15 protein-coding genes and 2 pseudogenes are annotated in these 21373 nt (G+C 51.3%); 12 read left to right on the top strand and 5 right to left on the bottom strand.

The features are described from left to right. Window positions 1–20 precede the first annotated feature (20 nt). From NMUL_RS11385 to NMUL_RS11355, 7 genes and pseudogenes are all read left to right on the top strand, one after another. Window positions 21–614 carry a hypothetical protein gene (locus NMUL_RS11385; protein ID WP_011381482.1) on the top strand — a complete coding sequence of 198 codons (594 nt, stop codon included), beginning with the start codon at window positions 21–23 and terminating at the stop codon, window positions 612–614. A gap of 145 nt (window positions 615–759) precedes the next feature. Then, complete coding sequence (locus tag NMUL_RS11380; protein WP_011381481.1) at window positions 760–1011, top strand: helix-turn-helix transcriptional regulator; 252 nt, start codon at window positions 760–762, stop codon at window positions 1009–1011. A gap of 4 nt (window positions 1012–1015) precedes the next feature. Continuing rightward, window positions 1016–2788, top strand: a pseudogene (locus NMUL_RS16530) (DUF927 domain-containing protein). Window positions 2789–3417: 629 nt separating this feature from the next. Beyond that, on the top strand, window positions 3418–5439 hold the full coding sequence (locus NMUL_RS11370; protein ID WP_011381478.1) for a site-specific DNA-methyltransferase: 2022 nt from the start codon (window positions 3418–3420) through the stop codon (window positions 5437–5439). Next, window positions 5436–8057 carry a DEAD/DEAH box helicase gene (locus tag NMUL_RS11365; protein WP_011381477.1) on the top strand — a complete coding sequence of 874 codons (2622 nt, stop codon included), beginning with the start codon at window positions 5436–5438 and terminating at the stop codon, window positions 8055–8057. The genes NMUL_RS11370 and NMUL_RS11365 overlap by 4 nt, the downstream gene beginning before the upstream one ends. A 499-nt stretch (window positions 8058–8556) precedes the next feature. Further along, window positions 8557–9099 carry a hypothetical protein gene (locus tag NMUL_RS11360; protein ID WP_011381476.1) on the top strand — a complete coding sequence of 181 codons (543 nt, stop codon included), beginning with the start codon at window positions 8557–8559 and terminating at the stop codon, window positions 9097–9099. A gap of 515 nt (window positions 9100–9614) precedes the next feature. Next, window positions 9615–10124 carry a pyridoxamine 5'-phosphate oxidase family protein gene (locus tag NMUL_RS11355; RefSeq protein WP_011381475.1) on the top strand — a complete coding sequence of 170 codons (510 nt, stop codon included), beginning with the start codon at window positions 9615–9617 and terminating at the stop codon, window positions 10122–10124. A gap of 398 nt (window positions 10125–10522) precedes the next feature. Here the strand turns inward: NMUL_RS11355 and NMUL_RS11350 are convergent. The 4 genes and pseudogenes from NMUL_RS11350 to NMUL_RS11325 all read right to left on the bottom strand — a co-directional run bounded on the left by NMUL_RS11350 (window position 10523) and on the right by NMUL_RS11325 (window position 15160). Further along, a protein-coding gene (locus tag NMUL_RS11350; RefSeq protein ID WP_148235530.1) for an IS3-like element ISNmu3 family transposase occupies window positions 10523–11775 on the bottom strand; the annotation gives its coding sequence in 2 pieces (ribosomal slippage) (window positions 10523–11421 and window positions 11421–11775; 1254 coding nt in all). A 172-nt stretch (window positions 11776–11947) separates the two neighbouring features. After that, window positions 11948–12196, bottom strand: a pseudogene (locus NMUL_RS11340) (transposase); the annotation flags it as partial. A gap of 793 nt (window positions 12197–12989) precedes the next feature. Beyond that, complete coding sequence (locus NMUL_RS11330; protein WP_011381473.1) at window positions 12990–13526, bottom strand: VOC family protein; 537 nt, start codon at window positions 13524–13526, stop codon at window positions 12990–12992. 134 nt (window positions 13527–13660) lie between these two features. Beyond that, entirely contained in the window at window positions 13661–15160 is a 1500-nt protein-coding gene (locus tag NMUL_RS11325; RefSeq protein ID WP_011381472.1) for a carboxypeptidase M32, read from the bottom strand. A gap of 354 nt (window positions 15161–15514) precedes the next feature. Here NMUL_RS11325 and NMUL_RS11315 point away from each other — a divergent pair, with 354 nt between their 5' ends. Next, window positions 15515–15859, top strand: a complete 345-nt coding sequence (locus tag NMUL_RS11315) for a hypothetical protein (RefSeq protein WP_041352576.1) — start codon at window positions 15515–15517, stop codon at window positions 15857–15859. Between the two features lie 1036 nt (window positions 15860–16895). On the opposite strand, the gene NMUL_RS11310 is transcribed toward NMUL_RS11315, so the two are convergent. After that, window positions 16896–17279, bottom strand: coding sequence for a YegP family protein (locus NMUL_RS11310; protein WP_011381470.1), 384 nt, complete (start codon window positions 17277–17279; stop codon window positions 16896–16898). Between the two features lie 349 nt (window positions 17280–17628). Between NMUL_RS11310 and NMUL_RS11305 the strand changes: the two genes are divergently transcribed. From NMUL_RS11305 to smbP, 4 genes are all read left to right on the top strand, one after another. Beyond that, entirely contained in the window at window positions 17629–18975 is a 1347-nt protein-coding gene (locus NMUL_RS11305) for a cytochrome P450 (protein WP_011381469.1), read from the top strand. A gap of 228 nt (window positions 18976–19203) precedes the next feature. Beyond that, on the top strand, window positions 19204–19395 hold the full coding sequence (locus NMUL_RS11300; protein ID WP_041352575.1) for a hypothetical protein: 192 nt from the start codon (window positions 19204–19206) through the stop codon (window positions 19393–19395). A gap of 342 nt (window positions 19396–19737) precedes the next feature. Continuing rightward, a complete protein-coding gene (locus tag NMUL_RS11295; RefSeq protein ID WP_011381468.1) occupies window positions 19738–20739 on the top strand; it encodes an isoaspartyl peptidase/L-asparaginase family protein in 1002 nt (333 codons plus the stop codon). A 188-nt stretch (window positions 20740–20927) separates the two neighbouring features. Beyond that, entirely contained in the window at window positions 20928–21269 is a 342-nt protein-coding gene (smbP, locus tag NMUL_RS11290) for a small metal-binding protein SmbP (protein ID WP_011381467.1), read from the top strand. Window positions 21270–21373 lie beyond the last annotated feature (104 nt).

Raw genomic sequence — 21373 nt, 5'->3', positions numbered from 1 at the left:
AATGGGCTCTCGGGAAAACCATGAGTGAAGATAACGCTTGGCCTTGGGGACTTCGCAAGCCAAATTGGGATAACTGGAAATCGGTTAAACAGGCAAGACTCTGGCAGTCAGTCGCGCTGGCTTGCGATCTTGATCCAGCGAGCTTCCAACTGTTCGAGCAACCTCAACTCGCAAGGTCGTTCAAGGAACCGCCCCGGCAATTCGAGGATTTGCTTGGCCTAGCCAAGGCCAGTATTGGCGCGAACAGTTTCTTGAAACTGCTTTCACGCAGTGAGGAAGGACTGGAAGAAAGCGAAGTCAAGCTTACAAATTTCGCTACCTGGCTCAAAAGCATACAGTATCCCATCCCCGCACAATTCCCCTGGCAACCTGAACCTATCACACTCAGTAATCTCGATTGGCCATGGGGCAGACACGAAACCCATTTACTGCGAAAGCTTGGAGGTGCTGCCCAGCGTTTCTGGAGCAACTACGACCCGTCAGACCCAACCACCGCGCCTACCAATCAGCAAGTCATTGATTGGCTAAAGGGGGAAGGCGTGTCTGAACGCACCGCCGAAATCATGGCTACTATCCTTCGCGCTGACGGTCTTCCCACCGGCCCGCGCAAATAGTTCACCGCACCCTCCAAAAGCCGCTATTGGCGCTAGTTTCCACGTAACTCGCATTGAATACCCGCGACCCTCCGCGCGTATTATCGTATCCGCTTGTGCTATTTAATTGCCAACCATGTTCAACAACACCTAAAGAGGTACAAACATGGTTCAAGCAATCCTAAGACTTCCTGCTGTTAAAGCTGAGTCCGGCGCATCCCGTTCAACCATTTATCTTCGCATTCAGCAAGGACTTTGGCCCAAGCCAGTTAGACTTGGCCCGCGTTCTGTAGGCTGGCCTGCCAGCGAAGTAGCCGCCATTAATGCTGCCCGCATTGCTGGGAAGACAGATGATGAGATACGGGAATTGGTAGCCAAACTGGAAGCCGCCCGTAAAACGGCTGGCAAGGCGCTGTAAGGGGATGGCGATGCGAAATATCAGCACAGCACAAATCGCACCCCTACCGTCAACCCAAAACTCAACGACTGCTCTTATAACTTCATGCTCATACGGGAGCGGTCGCTTCGAACTTGCAGAAACAGGCGTCTATTTCCATGGTAGAGACAAAGACGGAAACGAGCAATTGCCGCAATGGATTTGCGTCCCTCTATCTGTAATTGCCAAAACAAGGGATGGGAAGAGCGGCGAATGGGGGCGATTATTGGAATGGCGGGATGATGATGGACATATCCACCAATGGGCAATGCCGCTCGAACTCCTGGAGAGTGACGGCGCGGATGTGAGGCGTGAGCTTGCCCGCCTTGGGTTGCATATCTCGCCTAATCAATTCGCACGTGGCTTGTTGGCTGCATATGTCAAGGTATGGCCGGTAGAAGCAAGAGCACGTTGCGTAGATCGTCTTGGCTGGCACGGCAATACTTTTGTTACACCCACTGGTGCAATTGGGGAAACTGAAGAACTTGTCGTATTTCAAAACTCGCACGCGATTGAACCGGCTTATACGGAAGTCGGCACGGTAGAGGAATGGCGTGATTCTGTGGCAGCACTGGCGGCAGGCAATACGCGCCTTGTATTTGCGCTATCCGTGGCCTTTGCAGGCGCATTGGCTGAAATTGCAGGGGAAGACTCCGGTGGCTTTCATCTTCGCGGCGCCTCATCTTCCGGCAAATCCAGTGCATTAAAGCTTGCCGCTTCAGTATGGGGCAATCCTTCAGCTTATGTGCGGCTCTGGCGTGGCACGGTCAATGGCTTGGAAGGATTGGCAACACTGCACAATGACGGCTTGCTGATTCTGGATGAAATTGGATAGATTGAACCAAAGGATGCGGGAGAAGCCGCTTATCTTTTGGCGAATGGTCAAGGCAAAGTCAGAGCGTCACGCAATGGCTTTGCCCGCTCAAGCCAACGCTGGCGGCTGCTGTTCTTAAGCGCAGGTGAAACCTCTCTTTCCGCAATCATGGCACAAGCAGGCAAACAAACAACTGCCGGGCAGGAAATCCGTCTAGCCGACATAGAAGCTGATGCAGGCTCAGGCATGGGCATATTCGAGACATTGAATGGATATCCCAATGCTGCTTCCCTGGCGGTAGCGATAAAGGAAGCATCTAGCAAATATCATGGCGCTGTTGGTAAGGAATGGTTGCGCTATCTCGTCGCGAACAGGATTTCCCTCAAAGACTTTGTCCCTGAGCAAATCAAGCAATTTGTAACGGGAGTAATACCGGCAAGGGCGGCAGGGCAAGTTGAGCGGGTAGCGCGTCGCTTTGCATTGGTTGCCGTGGCGGGCGAACTGGCAACACACTCAAAATTAACAGGATGGTCTCAAGGTGAAGCGATTCATGCTGCTCACACCTGCTTTGCCGTTTGGCTGGAAGCCTTTGGCGGGAGTGGCAACCGCGAAGAACGGGCGATATTGGCTCAGGTACGGGCTTTCTTTGAAACCCATGGTGCAAGCAGGTTTGAAGATATCAACGCAACAATTGACCAGCGCATTCCAAAAAGGGCAGGTTTCTACCGGAACGGAATAAAAGAAGGCCGGGAGTTCCTGGTATTGCCGCAAGTCTTCCGCAAGGAAGTCTGCGAGGGCTTTGATGAGAAGACGGTTAAGAAAGTCTTGCTGAATGCTGGCCTATTGCTTCCAGGCAATGATGGCAAACCGTCGCAAGTTGTGCGACTTCAAGGATTGGGTTCATCGAGGGTCTACGTTATTCGATATCGGGATGAGGAAGAGTAAACGCAATTGCCGCTGTTACAGCGGTAACGCGGTAACAGCCAATAGGAGCGAAATTTTCGACGTAACCCTGGTGTTACCGCGCCAAGTCAGGCCGGTAACACTTGCACTGTTACCGGAAATCTCGCTATAGGAATTCCTGTTACAGAAATCTTTGCTTCTCATGTTCCTGTTACCGTTACAGGATTTATTGATATATTCGATTCTCTGTTACCGTAACTGTAACCGTTACTGATATTGTTACGGTTACCGTACTGTACAGCTTCGTGCGTGCAGTCCTATAGTAGATACGGTACAGTTACAGTTAACATCTAAGATAACTCCTTCTGTTACAGTAGAGCGTTTTTTAACATCTTCCCTTTGTTGCTGATACATGCCACGGTTAAGCAAGCGCCTCTTCTCAGTCTGTTCTGACTTAAGCTGACACCTGTTACCGCCGTTACCCCATATATTCGAATGGGTGACATTTTGCGGTAACACGGAAAGCCTCATGAATTGGATGTTTCTAGCACCTTATCCCAATTGTTACCGGTGTTACCGATTAAAAATGCTAGCCTGATGAAGGCCTGTAATAGTCGTTATATAGAACGCCAAGAGGTGCAGGCGCTGAAAACGAAGCTGAAAAATTTAACATGACACCTGAACAACGACAACGCATCATCGAAATCCTACTTTCCGGTGGAGAAGTAGCGCCGGAATGGTCGCGCATCCTGTTCCCGCCTGAGAAGCGTGAATACGAGCTGGTCTATCAAGGCAAGGAGCGCGAGGAAGACATCATCGCCAACACGCTGGCAGTACCCTTACAGCCAGTACGAACCTTCAATAAAAACGGGGTGACGTGGCACAACAAATTGATCTTTGGGGACAACCTGCAAGCCATGAAGACGTTGCTGGAAATGAAGCGGCGTGGGGAACTATGCAACGCCGACGGAACGTCTGGTATCCGCTTGGTATATATCGACCCGCCATTTGCAACTCGACAAGAATTTCAGGGCGCGCAAGACCAAAAAGCGTATCAGGATAAGATTTATGGCGCTACATTTATTGAGTTTTTGCGAAAAAGGCTAATCCTCATTCGTGACCTTCTTTCTGATAATGGCCTTCTATACGTTCACCTGGATTACCGTAAGTCTCATTACATAAAAGTTATCCTTGATGAGATTTTTGGCGAGCAAAACTTTATGAACGAAGTTGCTTGGTGCTACGGAGAACGTGAGTTAGCAACACGTCATTGGAACAGGAAGCATGACAATATCTTGGTGTATGCAAAAAACTTCAAATCAGATCAACATGTATTTAACTGGAAAGAGGCGGCTGGTCAGTATTCACAAGGTACTTTGGCAAAATATGAGCACATCGATGAAGATGGAAGGAAATTTCAATTAAGGGGAAGAAACGTCAAGGGAAGTCCATGGCGCGGTAAGCATGGTATTCCTTTGGATGTAGAGGCAGCAAATCCGGAATGGGTCTATAGGGATTACTTCGACACAAAAGAGGGTATTAGACCTCGTGATTGGTGGAGCGACATTCCATTTCTTAACAGAGCATCAAGTGACAGATACGACTATCCAAGCGCGAAAAATCCTGCACTTTTAAATAGAATCATCAAGGTCTCCTCCAATATTGGAGATCTTGTTATGGATGCATTTGCCGGATCAGGAACCACCTGTGCGGTTGCAGAAAAACTTAATCGTCGCTGGATCGGCATTGACTGCGGGAAACTTGCGATCTACACCATCCAGAAGCGGATGCTGAATCTCAGCGAAAAGGGCAAGGCGCTCAAAGCCAAGCCCTTCACCCTTTACAACGCCGGCCTCTACGACTTCGCCCGTCTTAAGGAATTGCCTTGGAGTGACTGGCGGCGGTTTGCCCTCACCCTCTTTAGTTGCCAGAGTGCCCCCCAACGAATCGGTGGCATCCAATTTGATGGCACACTGAAAGCCAGCCCCGTCATTATTTTCGATCACCGCAAGGGGAATGGCGCGACAGTCAGCGAGGAGACGTTACGCTCTATCCATGAAGCGGCGGGCTCCAAGGTTGGCACACGTATATTCATTATCGCGCCGGCAATGGCCTTCGACTTCCAACAGGATTACATCCAGATCGGGGAGGTACGCTATTACGCTCTGCGGGTGCCGTATTCCATCATTCACGAGCTGCATCAACGCGACTTTCTTGCCTTAAAACAGCCGACTGACGAGATGGCGGTGAACGACACGGTAGATGCCGTAGGCTTCGATTTCATTAAGACCCCTGAGTTGGAGTACGCCGTGGGTCGAGGCAACCCGGAGGGTGAATTGCTTGAGCAAGCATTCATTCGCATCGACACTTTTTTCAGCGAGGCCGCCGTGCGGGAGCCGATGCGAAAACGTGGCAACCGGGAAACATTGTCCATGGTAATGTTGGATTATGACTACGATGCCGAGAATGATGTGTTCGATCTGGACGAGGTGTTTTATGCCGAAGCTATCGAGGGGGCGGCTTGGGAGGTGCGTTTTCCTGCCAACCGCCCCGGCGAGAAGGTCATGGCGGTTTTCCTAGACATCTATGGCAATGAGGCGCGTGTGGTGATACCTGCGGCTCATTTTGCGCTAGAGAAACTTGAAAAGCGCAACGGCTCTCCCATTGCAAAGACAGAGGCAAAAAGAGCATGAGGACTACCGCACGCCATTTCGGTGACCGCCGCGCCTTCCGCAATGAAGACCTGGTTCTGGCAATCAAGCCCCATGATCCTTGTAAATGGGATGAGAGCCGTTATGAGGCATTTCTTGACGCCTTGTGTGGGCACCGTGAATACCAGAAGACGGCAATCCGAGCCGTACTGAGTTATTGGTTGGGTGGGCGGTATGCCGACTTGTGCCAATTGGCCAAAGAGAATTTCGAGGCCAACGAGGATTTGCGACATCGCTGGGGGCGATGGGATTCGATGCAGTCGCATTTGCAATTACCCGCTCAGCTTGCCTGTTCACTGGATCTTGCAACCGGCACGGGCAAAAGTTTCGTGCTCTATGGCATCGCGGCGATCCTGCTAGCTGAGGGGGTAGTGGACCGGGTGCTGGTACTCTGCCCATCCAACACAATTGAGGCAGGCCTCCTGGCCAAGTTCAAGGAATTAGCGAGCAATGCCGATTTACGCGATACCCTACCGGCCTATGCGCGCTTTTCCACACCTCGCGTCATCAACGCCTCGGAAACCATTGTAGATGGTGCCCTGTGTGTGGAGAACTACCACGCTATTCTGGACCATGTGAATTCATCTATCCGTGACAGTCTCAAGGGTAAGGGCGCTCGGGTAGCGGTACTGAACGACGAGGCCCACCACGTGGCTAACGAAACCGGCACAGAGGCGGGTAAGTGGAAAACCTTCCTGCAATCGGCCGACTATGGTTTCCGCTATGTGCTAGCCGTTTCTGGTACCTGCTATGTTGGCAACGATTACTTCTCAGACGTGGTGTATCGCTACTCGTTGCGGCAGGCCATCGAGGAGCGTTTCGTTAAAAAGGTGGAGTACGTTTCTGATATGCCAGCTACCCATGGCCAAGAAGACTACTGGCAACTGATCTGGCAGCGACATGAGGATTGGAAGAGGAAGCTGAAGAGCCGGATTATTCGGCCCTTGACCATAGTGATTACGCAAAAGATCGCGGCGTGCAAACAGGTGGCGGAAGACCTGACTGATTGGCTGACTACATGGGAGAAGATCAAACCGGAAGAGGCTCGTGCAAAGGTGCTGGTGGTAACTTCAGCCAAGGAGCATCAGGCCAATGTGGCGATGCTACGAACAGTGGATAGCCTTGCCAGCAAGGTGGAATGGATCATCTCGGTATCCATGCTGTCCGAGGGCTGGGATGTGAAAAACGTGTTCCAGATTGTCCCGCACGAGGAACGCGCATTCAACAGTAAATTGCTAATAGCTCAGGTGCTAGGCCGGGGCTTGCGTAGGCCCGTTGGCTGGACAGGGGAAGATCCGATAGTGACGGTATTCAATCACGATGCATGGTCAAGGCGCATCAAGCATCTAGTTGACGAGATTTTAGAAATCGAGCGCCGATTGTCGTCGCGACCACTAGTGGAATCACCGTATCACTTCGAGCTGCACAACCTGGATTACACGCGTAAGGAAGAAATCACCGATCATCCGCAAAGCGGTGAGTACCAGATTTTCGCGAAGGGCTACGTGGTGCTGCCTTCACAGGTAGTGGACCAATCCGTTACGGTAGAATTCGAGGAGGCGCTGACCGGCAAGCATTCAAAGTTTGGCGCAATCCTCCGCCAGAAAACTTATTCCGCTGAGGATGTGGCTGAGCAGCTTTACTTGCGGCTCAAGAGCATCGACCAAGAAACCGCCGATGCACAAGACCCGGAAGATCGGACCAACTATGCAAAACGTTTTCCCCGCGACAAATGCATGGCGATTGTCAGTGAATCATTGAAACAGGCGGGCATCACTGATGGTCGCATCACCGACGACAATCGCCAGAAGTTCCTACAAGCAATCGGCCCTTTGAAGCGCAAAGCGACGAAACGGGTAGTGTATGTGTTGTCGCCCCAGGCGCTGGTGACGTTTAACACCGCGACACGGCAGGCCGACAGTTGCAGTGCCGCAGAACTGCGGCGTGGGACAAAAACAGTCTTCTTCACCGAGGGCTGTCGCGAAACCTTGGTGGACGAGCAGCAGGAATTCTTTGACGAGGTAGTTGATGCCGATGGGGATTTCGTTAGCGGTCGGGTGGAGGTTGGGAACCCCGCCGATTTCAAATCGCCCGTCAATCTCGCCATTGCCGACGCTACCCCCGAACGCAAGTTCATGCGGGAATTGACCAAAAGGGAAAACACAAAATGTCTGGACACCTGGCTGAAGAACGCTGCCATGAACTTCTATTCGCTCGAATACGCGTGGAAGAAGGGTGAACATCCAAAACGCGGTGAATTCAGCCCGGATTTTTTCATCAAACAAGGTGACTGGCTGTTTGTGGCCGAGATCAAGGACGATGGCGAAATCAGCGATCTATCTCCAGAAAACGTGAAAAAGCACGAATACGCTAGTGCGCATTTCACCCAACTGAATGCTTGGTTAGAAAAAGAAGGATTGTCGGTGCGCTACCAGTTCAACATGGTGGCCCCGCGTGACTTTAACGCATTCTTCCAAAAGCTGCGCGAGTATTCACTGACAGGATACCGCTCGGTTCTGGATGCTGCCATCATTAACGCGGGTGCGAAGGCCAGTGATACAACCTCGGCTTCCCAACCTAATTCCTTGCACAGTAACTGATAGATTCTTGATCTATGATTTGATGTTTGAAATAGTCGCTGATCGCTTGGGAAGCACAGCATTTTAAGAAAACGGAAATGACTGCTCTAGCCAAGGAACCGCCAGCCACTCTGGCATCAAAGAATGCACACTTTTATCATATTTCAGTGCTCCCACATCGGTAATGTGGCGGTAACTTTGACGGTAACTCAGAATTCTTTAACTAGCATAACCCTTTATACATGGGCATCACAGGGCATTATTCAGTTGACGCCGCCCAATTGAAAGTCCAAAATAATCCAAAGAAATCCAGAAAACCCGCATGAATAAAGGCTTGCGGGTTTTTTGTTGTCCAAACAAATCCAAACTCATCTATTGAAATCGGACGGTAACTGACCCAAGTAATGAATATGACAAAGATGGGCGAAGCCCCCCTGACAGCATGATTGAGCCATGTAATGGGTAGCTGGCGAAGCAACATGACATAATAATGAGCAGGACATTAACCAGGGGGCAGGGAATGAAGACAGCAGAACAAGTGCGAATCCTCTCGAAAATTACTACCCACGACAAGGCGGGAAAGCATTTTACGGAGATCTACAACCTTGATGATTTGGCGGAATTGGAGGCAGAAGGGCTAATAGCAATTAGCCGTCCTACACCTGAAGCTACCGGAATTCCATACTCAGAAGAGCATTGGACGGTGAAAGCTACCCAAGACGGACTTGCCCTGGTTGAGGCCTATCCTGAATACCGGGAGTGGGCAACTGGAGGCCGTTTGCCGGTCAGGTTCGCGATTGTTCAATCGGGCTACTACGTTTTCGGCACGGGATTTACCCGCAACGAGGCATTCATGAATGCCACAAGATGGATGGTGGATGAGCGTGGAAACATCGGCGGACTCTCGCCAGAAGCAGTAAAAAATCTGATCGTCCAAACCGAAGGCCATGTGAAAGGCGATTTGATCCTGCTGTCTGCCGACCATCCGGATTTCGACTCGTACCTGAAGGAGCAAGGCGGATTTGAGCAAATTGATGGGGTCTGGTATGCAAGCCGCAGCTAACGATGTAAACCCCAGTTCGGGAAAATACGCTCGGGGAAATTGATGACAGCGCAGCCGGAGGCCCTTGCCCTAATCAGTATATTTTTACATCAAAACCAAGGGCCCTAAGAGCTTTACTGGTTCGACCATTCCGTGGGATAGCGATATCAGGTCTTGCCCATCCTATTAATTCCGCAATGGAATTCAAACCGTAATGGGGGAATGCATATAATTGCCGCCGCCACCTTAAGCCGCTAATTCGCTGATTTTCTAGGCGGCTTAATCGTTTCTAAACGTTCGATCTGGCTTGGAACTCCACCCAAGCACTCCAAATAGATCGAAATGTCATGGAACAAAAGACGATTTTTTCGCATTTTACCTCGACCACTCGAACGGCAAAGACCAAGCCTGGCTAAGGCGCGCTGAGGTGTCTAGCCTAAAGGAAAGGATTAAGATGTACCAAGCTCCATTAACCTGGAAACCTGGAGCATCGGAAACGCCGAATATCAATCCCGGTTCATGTAAAGGAGTAAGCCGTGGAAATCGATGAACAACATAATCCCGCCCTGGCTAAAGTGGCGGAAATGGTTGGCGATGCCAAATTTGCGATGTTGACGACCAAGGAAAAAGACGGGACCTTGCGTAGCCGTCCCATGGCTACGATGCAACTGGACAGCGAAGGCAACCTCTGGTTTTTTACTTCCCTGTCATCCCCAAAAATCGAGGAAGCGCAACCGGACCAGCAAGTCAATCTCTCCTACGCTCGTACCGATAAGTACGACTATCTTTCCATATCCGGGGCAGCGGAGCTGGTGCACGACAAGGAGAAGATGCAGACTTTATGGTCCCCCTGGCTCAAGCCCTGGTTCCCAAAGGGCTTGGACGATCCGGATCTCGCTTTGCTCAAAGTCAGCATCATAGCAGTCGAATATTGGGATGCGCCTGACAGCGCTACTGCGCGGGCATACGGACTTGTGAAAGCGCTGGTGACAGGTGATACCGATGCATTGGGGGAACATCGCAAACTGGATGTGAACGAGGAATAATCGGGGCAGCTGTTGAAAACTCATAGCCTCCTGTGAAATCAAACGCTACAGGATTCAGCGCTCCTTTTTCAACTCTTCGGCTGTCCCCGTAGCACGCGAATTCATAGCTGGCACGGCAGCAGAATCCAGGTACGCCAAGAGCTGGATCGGAAACAAACTGATATGCTCCTGTAGTAGTGCCAAGGGTGTTTTAGCAAAGCTACAGTTAAAAATCAGTTTCTGCCTCTTTCATAGCTGCTTCTTTCTTTATGCAGACGGCAGTCGGCGGCGAATTCTGCCGGGATAACCGAAACGGCGCGTTCAGAGACCAACTCAGCCATTCGGCCTTGCAATTGCTCATTCTCCAGCCGCACCTTGGGTGTGTAGTGCAATACCGTACGGGATTGGAGTTGCCCCTATTAAACCGGACAGGATGCGGTTAGTAACTGGCTGCGGATGAATTGTCTTGGCGACTTCATCTTCAGCCCCTTGTGAGGATGGAATTCATTGTAATCCTCGAACCATTGGTCAAGCTGCGCCATTACGGTTTTTGCGTCGGGACGATCATGGACATAGACGTAATCCCGCTTGAAGGTTTTGACGAAGGCCTCGGCCATACCGTTGGATTCGGGACTTCTGACGGGAGTAAAACAGCTGATGAAGCCCATATCCTTTGCAAAAGCAGTTGTCTCGCTGGCGGTGTAACAGCTGCCATTGTCGCTGAGCCACTCCACCCTGTGTGGGAGCAGGTCAACGGTGCCGAAGCGCCGCTCAACGGATTCAGTCATCAGATCGCGCACCATTTCCCCAGTAATGCCGCCAGTGGTGGCAACATGGCTGATGACTTCACGATCACAGCAATCCAGGGCGAAGGCAACACGCACTACTTGCCCATTCCAGCAGGGAATCTCAAAACCATCCGAACACCAGCGCAAATTGGAACGCAAGGTAATGACCTTGCCTTCATGAGACAGCACGCGCTGTTTGCCCGTATATCGGGCCAGCAGCAGGCCATTCTGGCGCATGATGCGATAGACCCGCTTGTGATTGACAGCAGGCTTGCCCATTCTCTCCAGTTTGCGGTTAAGGAGAGCGCAAATCCTTCTGTATCCGTAGGTCGCGCGGCAATCCACAATTTCGCGGATCAAGGGCAACAGCCAGGCATCATCAGCCTTGTTGTAGCGGCAACGAAAAGACTTTTCCTGCGGCTTCATCCGTTCCACAAGACGGGAGCGCGCCACACCCATGGTGTCTGCAATGGCCTTCATGGCAAATCGTCCGGTGGCAGCAAGGGCATGCGCGAGATCAGTTTTTTTTCATGCGCAAGCTTCACCGCTTCCGTGAGAATCTCGTTCTCCAGGGTTTTCTTGCCCAGAACCCGCTCCAACTCCCGGATCCGCTTCTTCAACTCTTTCACCTCGGCCGCAGACACTACCGCATCATCGCTACGAACAGCTTCCTTGCCTCCTTCAGTCATGAGCTTCCTCCAGCGAAATAACAAGCTCGGAGCAATACCATATTTTCGCGCCACATACGAGACACTCATGCCCGGCAAGCGGGATTCCTCAACAGCTTTTAATTTCTCACCCAGGCTCCAGCGCCTGCGGCGCTCGATCCCGGTGACGATTTCAATACGATCCAAACCTGAAGCACTATGCATAGCACCAGGCATATGCCTATCTCCTATCATCAGTGCATCTGTGTCCGGTTCAATTGGGGGCTACTACAGGGATATCTCCCCAAGCAGGCAGGCGCAACACTCGGAAATCTCTGGCTGCTCCAACATCTCCTCAACATTCCCTCAACATCCCCATCACCGCCTCTCGCTTGGCTGGTGGAAGTTAATGCTTTCTACCCAAGGCAACCTTCAAGGCTTCAGCATCCAGAAGCGACTCGGCTAAAAGCTTCTTGAGCTGGGCGTTCTCTGCTTCAAGATCTTGCAACCGTTTTGCGTCAGATACCGGCATCCCGGCAAATCTGCCGCGGTCGGTGTAGAAGAGGCATTCGAAAAACCGTGTTGACGTCACAATTCCCGGACCGGAATGCCTCCATCTGCCTCCAATAATTCGCTCATTCGTAAAACGCTTCTTCACGTCCGCTCTCTTCTCGAAGAACGAACTTTACTGGATCCCAAATGGCCCGTTTTAACGGAGCACATCAGGGTTTCTAAAAGCGTTAAAGTTTTGCCGAATAAATCATTATTTAATTTAGTGCGGCGAAGCTTTATCCTTATGCCATCGGCCCATTAGGTATCTGCATGGACAGGGCGATATCGCAGGACGTAATAGTCATTTGAACAAAGTGCATTTTATCTATGGGAGAGGGAGGAAATATGGCGGATAACAAGCAAAGACACGAACTTGTTCCAGTACAACCACGAGAAACCAAACCGCGAGAAACCATGAGGCGGGTTTATGAAATAGGCGGCGTCAGATACGTGGAGACTCAAGAATTCGGTTGCCAGCTGGTTAGTCGGGAGAAGAAGAGGCCCCAAGTCACTATTGATAACGGAAGGCAAATCCTTGGGGAGAAGTTTGTTCCTTTGCACTCCCAAAGGTCGGGGTTATTTGAATACAAGGTCTTCTGGTGCCTCCAATCCGTTAAAGATGATCAGGGGCGAAGGATCAGCAAAACACAACTATTCAGAAATTTATTCCTAAGCTAAGGAATTCACGAATGTCTTAAAGTTTGGCTGGCAGTTATAAAGCGTGAATTTTAGGAATCCGGTTCGATTCCAGAAACAGAATCGAATAAACTGGGCGCTGATCTCATTCCGATAACATCTTCTCATTATCTTCGGATATCTGCTCGCCGCCCTGCGAAATCGATGAAATTCAGCTTGGCCGGCTTATTTGTATCTGCTGTGGGGTTTGTTGCTCTGCGCTTTTATTTTGATGACCATTGATCTTGCAGGGGCGGCGACATGGGTTGGGTATCGGGAGCGTCAGTCCGTCGAGCTGCTTCGATGGCAGCTATGTCGATCTTTCCCATTCCCATCATGGCTTCGAATGCGCGCCTGGCCGCTGCTCGATCAGGATCTGTGATCGCAGCCGTCAGGGCACGTGGCGTGATCTGCCATGACACTCCCCACTTGTCCTTGCACCAGCCGCATACGCTTTCCTGGCCCCCGTTTCCGACAATCGCGTTCCACAAACGGTCTGTTTCGGCCTGATCGTCGGTCGCGACCTGGAACGAGAATGCTTCGTTGTGCTTGAACGCTGAGCCCCCGTTCAGGCCGAGACAAGGGATACCCATTACCGTGAACTCCACCGTCAAGACATCGCCCTGCTTGCCCGCAGGAAAGTCGCCAGGCGCGCGGTGGACTGCCTCCACCGCGCTGTCCGGGAACGTCTCGGCGTAGAACTTCGCAGCATCCAGGGCGGTGCCGTCGTACCAGAGGCAAATCGTGTTTTTGCTGACCATCTTGATTCTCCTGAGTTGGAACAGATACGTACATTCAAGCTGCGCGGGCAGGGCGATTGCTTCATCAACCATGCCCGCCGCCTGTTCAAGTCATAGCGGCCCGGTGGCCAGGCGTTCGTGTCGGGCGGAAGTGTCTACAGGTATTTCCGCTTCAGGTACGCAACGAAGGGTTTCGACGATAAGTCGTGACCGGTCACGCGGTGGATCAGTTCTTGGGGAAAAAGACCCGAGCCGTACTGATAAATGTTTTCCTTCAGCCACGAATGAAGGGTGCTGAAATTTCCCTGTATCATCGCCTCCGGAATTTCCGGATGGGCCTCAAGAGCGGCCTCGAAGCACTGGGCGCTAAAGAGATTTCCAATCGTATAGCCTTGGAACATTCCGCCGACGCCTCCGTAATACCAATGCACATCCTGAAGGCAGCCTTGAGCATCGGACGACGGACGTACGCCAAGGTCAGCTTCATACCGGTCGTTCCAAGCCCCTGGCAGATCCTTCACTTGGAGTGAGCCATCCAGAAGCTGCGATTCGATGTCGAAGCGGATCATGACATGGAGGTTGTAGGTCACTTCATCGGCCTCGGTTCGAATCAACGATGGTTCCACGCGATTGATGCCGCAATAGAATTCTTCCAGCGAAACATCCCCAAGAGCCTCTGAAAAGTGGGCCTGCAGGTGGGGATAAAAATATGTCCAGAATTCCCGGGAGCGGCCAACCTGGTTTTCCCACAGCCGGCTTTGGCTTTCGTGAATTCCGGCGGAAGTGCCGTGACCCAGGATAGTTCCATCCTGGCTTGGGGAAAGCCCCAGTTCGTAAAAGGCATGCCCGCACTCATGAATGGTGCTGAAAATACCATCACAGAGGTTCGTCTCATTGATTCGGGTGGTGATGCGAACATCCCCCGCGCCCAGCTTTGTCATGAACGGGTGGTGAGTGAGGTCCTGCCGCCCCCGATTGAAGTCATAACCGATATTCCTGGCAAGCCAGTTCAAAAACTCCACTTGGCGGGACTTGGGGCAGGCCCGTGACAAAAAATCGGTTCGTGGCTTGCTTCGAGACGACAGCTCCCGGACCAATGGTACGAGATCACGTCGAAGGTCGGCAAAAAGCGTCTTGAGATCTGTCGTGGTCATGCCAGGGTCAGCGTCTTCGATGTGCGGATCCATCGGGTGCGTCCACGCGGTTTCCCCGGCATTGAAGAAATCCGACAGGGCTCGTGAGTATGCGACGGTTTTTTCCAGAAAGGGCGCCACGACCTTGAAATCGTTCAATTTTCGTGCCTGAACCCAAACTTCGTAGGTCTCGGCCATGTGCTGGAAAAATTCGGCCTTGAAACCGGAAGGGATTTTTGACGCGCGGACAAACTGCCGGCGGGCCAGGCGCAGGAACGCTCGCTCGTCTGCAGACAGCATTGCATCGGGCAATGCCCCTGTTTCCTCCAGAAGCCCGGCCAGAGCGGGGTCGATGAGTTTTTCGTGAGCCGCCTTTTCGACGGTGGCTATCATGCGGCCCCGGGAGGCTGTTCCGTCCTGAGGCATGTAAGTGGACATATCCCAATGGAGCACGGAAACGGCCCGCCTGAGGTCATCGATTTCTGCAAACCGGGCCTTCAAAGACTGGAGGGCTGGATACATGGCAGCATTGTCCTTTCTAAGTGAGAAGCGCTCAGGAAAAATAAAAGCTTTTTTTCATGGAAATGAAATTACATGGAAATGGTTAAAGGCGCAATCGGTGAAACAGGATAAGCAAAATAACCGGAAGGTGATTCGATCCGCATTTCGATTGCGGGGCTACGGATCGAATTTATTCAGGGCTGGTAGCCTTGGAAGAAAAAAGAAAATCACTTCCTTGATGCCCAGGACCAGAAAATTTTTGCCCTCCTGAAAAGTTACTCTCTTATACTCTTGCATGGAGAAGGGCGATACCGCAGGACGTAACAAGCCGTTTGAACAAAGTTTATTTTTATCTAAGGGAGAGGAAAGAGATATATGGCTGATAAAGAACAGAAACATGAAGTTGTTCCAGCGCAACCGCAAGAAGACAAACCGCAGGAAACCGTAACACGAGTTTATGAGATAGGTGATGTCAGATACGTTGAGACTCAAGAATTCGGGTGCCAGCTGGCTAGTTGGGAGAGGAAGAGGCCCCAGGTCACTATTAATAACGGAAGAGAAATCCTGGGAGAGAAGTTTGTTCCTTTGCACTCCGAAAAGGCCGGGTTATTTGAATACAAAGTCTTCTGGTGCCTCGAATCCATTAGAAATGATCAGGGGACAAAGGAACAGCAAAACAAGGCCGTTCAGAAGTTTATTCATAAGCTAAGGAATTCATAGATGTCTTAAAGTTTGGCTGGCAGTTATAAAACGTAGACATTGCAGGAATTCGCACCGGAGTTTCAACGCAGAAATCGAACAGACTGAATGAGTTTGCTTGAGCCCGCTCCTCATCATCTTATACTGCCCAACCTGGAACCCCAAGTGAATTCCGAAACCCGAACTGATCGGATTTAAACTCTGAAAATCAGAAGGAAACAACATTGAATGGGGGCAGTTGTAGCTTTCCCATCACCTCCACCCCCACCCGTTAAAAGACCACCCTTGAGGTGGTCTTTTAATTTCAGAATATCCAATTGCCGACCGATCCGTTCGAACTGCTACCACCCGCTCCAAGCCGCGAATTTCAATCTCTGCCGGTAGAAAGCAGTTTAGACGAACCCATCCTCTTCCCTCCCTTGAGGAATTTATCTAAAACATTTTTCATAACTTGACAACAGTTATCCGCTAACATATTCTTCACAAAAAAATAACAAAAAGATCACAAAGCTGAGGGGGCAGCGGAATCGATCCGTTACGTTATATGGCTAGGTTGCTTCGCTACAAAGCGAGTTTTGTCGTTTCCAGGACGGAATAACTGAATACCTTCTTTGAGGAAAAAATGATTGAGTTGATTGAATTTTTGAAGCCGGCTCTTTTTGGAGCTCCGTTGATGACCGTGCTTTACGGAATCATGCAGATATGGGAGGAAGCTCCGGATCAGTCTACCGAGTAGATATTCGAGAAGAATTACACGTACCTCACGGGGCATATTCCTGGTGATGCCAGTTGAGTATGCCTGTCCGCATGCATCTATCGCTTATACTGTCCCCGAACTGCTGCGCCGAGCGGGGAGTCAAGCCTCCGCCAAATCCAAACTCCTCTGAGTTTCAATCCCTGAGCAGGAAAAAGGATACTGGATAGAAATCCACCCAATTTTCCTCCGATTTTGTAACAGTCGATGGGCAGCCATTGGAATACCGGATCTGCCCCGCCGATTACCTGTGATTGAAGGGAAGGGCTTCAACAGAAGCCCTTCAAGCTGAAAACCCCGAATTCAGACTGCTGCCCCGGCTGGGGGAGTGCCGGGTGCGATTTTCTCGGTGGGCTCTGTCATATCGGCAATGACGGCGGTGGGGGCGTTTTTCTTGACTGATTCTATTCCGCCATCCCGGGCTTTTTCCGTCTCGTAGGATTCGCTGGTGCCAATCACCTGATTATTGCCCGATTTGAGATTGAACCTGTATTTGCCGCTTTCAGTGGTTTTCCGTTCATATCGGGCGTCATCAGGCGCATTTTTTCGGACAGACTCCACTCCATTCATGCATCCCGCCCTGGCCTTGTAGCCTTCACTGGCAAGAATGGTTTGTCCATTGGTGGCTTTCAATCTGAACCGAAACTCCCCTGCCTTATCCTTGTAGATTTCGAATTTTGCGGCCATCAAATTTCCTTTCGTATTATGTTGAGTCGTATCAGCCTCTTGGTCCTTTTGATTCTTTCACGAGCGGCAGCGTCCATAGAGCTTGCAGGCTGCCGCCTCATTTAACGCAGAGAAGGAGCTCGCGTTGACCTGGTATCATCCAGGAGCAACCTGGCATTCAAGAGAGATTGAAAAGAACATCCATGCAGCAGTCAGGATGGTAATCAGGGACAAAGCAATTTAGGATGCGGCCTATCGGTTGTTGTTGCTTGAATGGAGGCGGTCTGTTTTGTTTGGCTTATTGCATTGAGGTATGCATGGCTGAATCGAGGCGGGCGAACCCCTCATTAACTTTCCAACTGCGGAGACGATGGCGCATAACAAGACAGTTCCCCAGGTCAAGGGCGAGTTTCTGCTGGGGAATTTAAGGCAGATGATTGCGAGCCCCCTTCAAGCCTTTTATGACTGGCAGCAGAATTATGGGGATTTGGTCAGCTTCAGGCTGGCGGCTCGCCAATTTTATTTATTCAGCCATCCAAAACTGGTTGAACAAGCCTTGATCAGGCAAAGCGATGTTTTTGTAAAAATCTACAATCCTGAGAAGCCAACCGGTCTGGCATTGATTTTAGGCCAGGGATTAGTAACAAGTCAGGGCGATTTATGGCAAAGACAACGGCGCTTGATGCAGCCCGTTTTTCAGAGAAGTAATGTAACCACGTTGCTGCCGCAAATGGTTACCGCAGGTAATAACATGCTGGGTCGATGGCGGCAGATGGGTGAAGGGGCGCAAATCAACCTGTCGGGTGAAATGATGCGGCTCACATTGGAGGTCATCACCCAAACCATGTTCAGCACCAGTGTCCTCGACAAAATAGAACGGATCGCGCCGTCCTTGGAGATTTTATTGAGATATGCCGCTAGAACCATCGCAAATCCTTTGACTCTTCCGGTATATGTACCCACTCCGGCCAACCGAAAATTCAAGCAGGCATTGGGAATAATCGATGATGTCATTTACGGGATCATCGATCAACGCCGCGCTGCACCCTCGGATCAGAATGACCTGTTGGATATGCTGTTAAAAGTGCGTGATGACGACAGCGGTGAGAAGATGACCGATAGGCAGGTTCGTGATGAAGTTATTACCATTTTTAGCGCGGGCCATGAAACAACTGCGAATTTACTAAGCTGGACTTTATATTTACTCGTTCGCCATCCAGGCGTGCTCACTCGGCTGCGTGAGGAACTTGATCGGGTGTTACAAGGAAAAATACCGAATGCCGAAGATTTGCAGCAGCTTGTTTATACCAGGGCCGTACTCAGTGAATCGATGCGCCTCCGTCCGCCTGCCAGCTTTTTGCTGCGTAAAGTTAGTAAAGACACCGAGGTTGACGGTTATTTTTTAAAAGCTGGCAAGCTTGCGATATTCAGTATTTTCAATCTTCATCATCATGCCGACTTTTGGCCCCAACCGGAGCAGTTTGACCCCGAACGATTTCTGCTATCCCAAAACCGGAGATATTCGTTCATACCTTTCGGGACAGGTGAACGCATCTGTATCGGCAGTCATTTTGCATTGATGGAGAGCCAGCTTTTGCTATGCATGATAATTCAGCACTGTGATTTACAGCTGCTTGATTCAAAGGAAGTCGAGATGGAGATGGCAATAACCCTGCGACCCAAAGGTGGAATTCCGGTCCGTATAAACTGGCGATAGAACCAATCTTCGATTCTGTGGCTGCGTTATCTACAAAAGCTGTTGCGAGAACTGCTCTGACAGTAAGGCGAGGCACTACCATCAAGGGCGACCCCGCAAAGTCCTGGGATCAGAGCTCTTGATAAGGTATTCTTCGGGGTTTTGGTGAGCTGCGCGTGGCAACCATCAGTGTTGCATCTCAAACTTGAATCTGCCCCACGTTGAGGATTTTTAAAGAGGGAGAATTTAATGAAGCCTGAATATATTGTATTTATTATTGCGCTGAGTGGGGCTTTGGCTAGTTGTGGCGGGGGCGGGACTCCCGAAGCAAATTCAACAAATTGTTCTGGCATAGGAATGCAGGCGGTGCTTCCAACTTTCGACAGCGAAGCCGAGCGGCAGGCATTTATTGATAAATGCCACTCTATGGCAGAAAAATAAAGCCGGGACAAGCTGTGGGTTCGAGTACAGTTGTTATTGCCGGACAAGAATTGATCAAACCTCAGCTGTTTGCGGGTCGATGACCGATATGGGCGTTTCTGTGTATGACGAGATAACACGCTTATGTGACCATCGTCCGACTCCGTTCAGCGTTATTTCCCTCTCTATCCTCTGCTTCGCTCTGGAGTCTTCAAGAGCTTGACGCCGGCATCGGCCAGGGTTTACAGACGGGGGGCATTAATGATTGGCGGATGGCAGTTGCGTCCGATCCCGTTCTCTACACTCTTCATGCAGGCACTGGCCGCATGACCGGTAATGTCGATGCTCTGTAGATCTGTTTAGATGACGATACACATGCGCGGAAGCGCGGGGAATGATTCGCCGATCCGGCTCGTGATTCACGGAGGGGCCGGGAGCGTGAAATCCGGGCAGGGGCCAGAACGCGAGCAGGCTTACAGGGAGGCACTCGCGCAATCGCTGATCGCTGGCCATGCGGTGCTTGCAGCAGGCGGCAACAGCATCGATGCAGTGATTGCGGCCATTACAGTGATGGAGGATTGCCCCTTGTTCAATGCCGGCAAGGGCGCCGTGCTGACCCATGATGGCCGCAACGAACTGGAAGCTTCAATCATGGAAGGGGCCACTCGCGCGGCAGGCGCCGTTGCGGGAGTGACGACGATTCGCAATCCGATTCGCGCCGCACATGCGGTAATGACGAAAAGCGCCCACGTGATGCTCATCGGGCAAGGTGCGGAAATTTTCGCTGCAAAGCAGGATCTGGAAATCGTGGATTCGTCCTATTTCTATACCCGGCACCGTTGGAATCAGCTGCAGAAAGCCATCGCTAAAGAAAGTATCCTGCTCGACCATGATGCGGGTCTGGATACATTGCCGGGTGAGGATGAAAAACGTGGAACCGTTGGCGCAGTGGCGCTCGACTGCCAGGGCAATCTGGCGGCCGGCACGTCGACCGGTGGGCTCACGAACAAGCACCCTGGCCGGGTAGGAGACTCGTCCATTATCGGGGCGGGAACCTACGCGGACAATCGCTCGGTTGCGGTATCCACGACTGGTACAGGCGAAATGTTCATTCGTACCGCTGCCGCTTTCAACACAGCAGCGCAGGTGCGATTTCTGCATGCTCCGATTACTGCGGCAGCCGATAACACGCTGGAGGAAATCGCGGCGATAGGTGGAGATGGGGGCCTGATCGTCCTGGATGCGGACGGCAACTATGCGATACGGTTCAACACCGGCGCCATGTTTCGCGGCACAATTGGAGAGGATGGCATAGCACGGACAGGTATTTTTCCCGGGCCTGAAACACCAGCTCTGTCATGTTGACAAGCTGCCGCCTTCTGCGAGCCAAATATCGCTGCCGCGTATGAGGATGAACCGGTTACAGCAAAGAGGAGAAAGATAGCCTATACTTCGAGAGACAGACTTCGGCTTGTTGCAGGCTAAAAGTGCCGGCAGGTGCCAGCAAAGCGTGCTGTCAATAAAAACTATCCAATGGACTTGTGGAGGCTCTCATGAGATACATATCAGCAGGTTTTGCCATCGGTGTTTTGGGCGTTCTTCTGGCGCCCCCGGCGATTGCCGATCATCACGCCGCCCAGGCGATCGAACATGCCGCAATGGCAAAGGCACATGGCGAGGACGGTCACGCAAAAGTGCTGCTCAAGCACGCGGAAGAGAGCCTGACCCATGCTCAGGCGGCGGAGAAACAGCACGCCGAACAACATAAGCATATGACGGACTCCATCAAGGAACTGAAGCAGGCAATCGAGCATGCCAAAGCAGGACATGCGGATGTTGCCACCAAGCACGTTGACGAAGCCCTGATGCACATGCGTAAGTCAACAGGCGACTAGGCCAGGCCAGACTTGATTGATTCTATCCCTGGCAGAAGGATCTCAATCTGGGGGGATCGGAGTCAGTCGAGTCTGACATGATGCAGGACCGTGGTTTTTTGGAT

It is taken from the genome of Nitrosospira multiformis ATCC 25196, from assembly GCF_000196355.1.
Taxonomy (GTDB): Bacteria; Pseudomonadota; Gammaproteobacteria; order Burkholderiales; family Nitrosomonadaceae; genus Nitrosospira; species Nitrosospira multiformis.
This window is presented reverse-complemented; position numbering and strand designations above follow the sequence as displayed.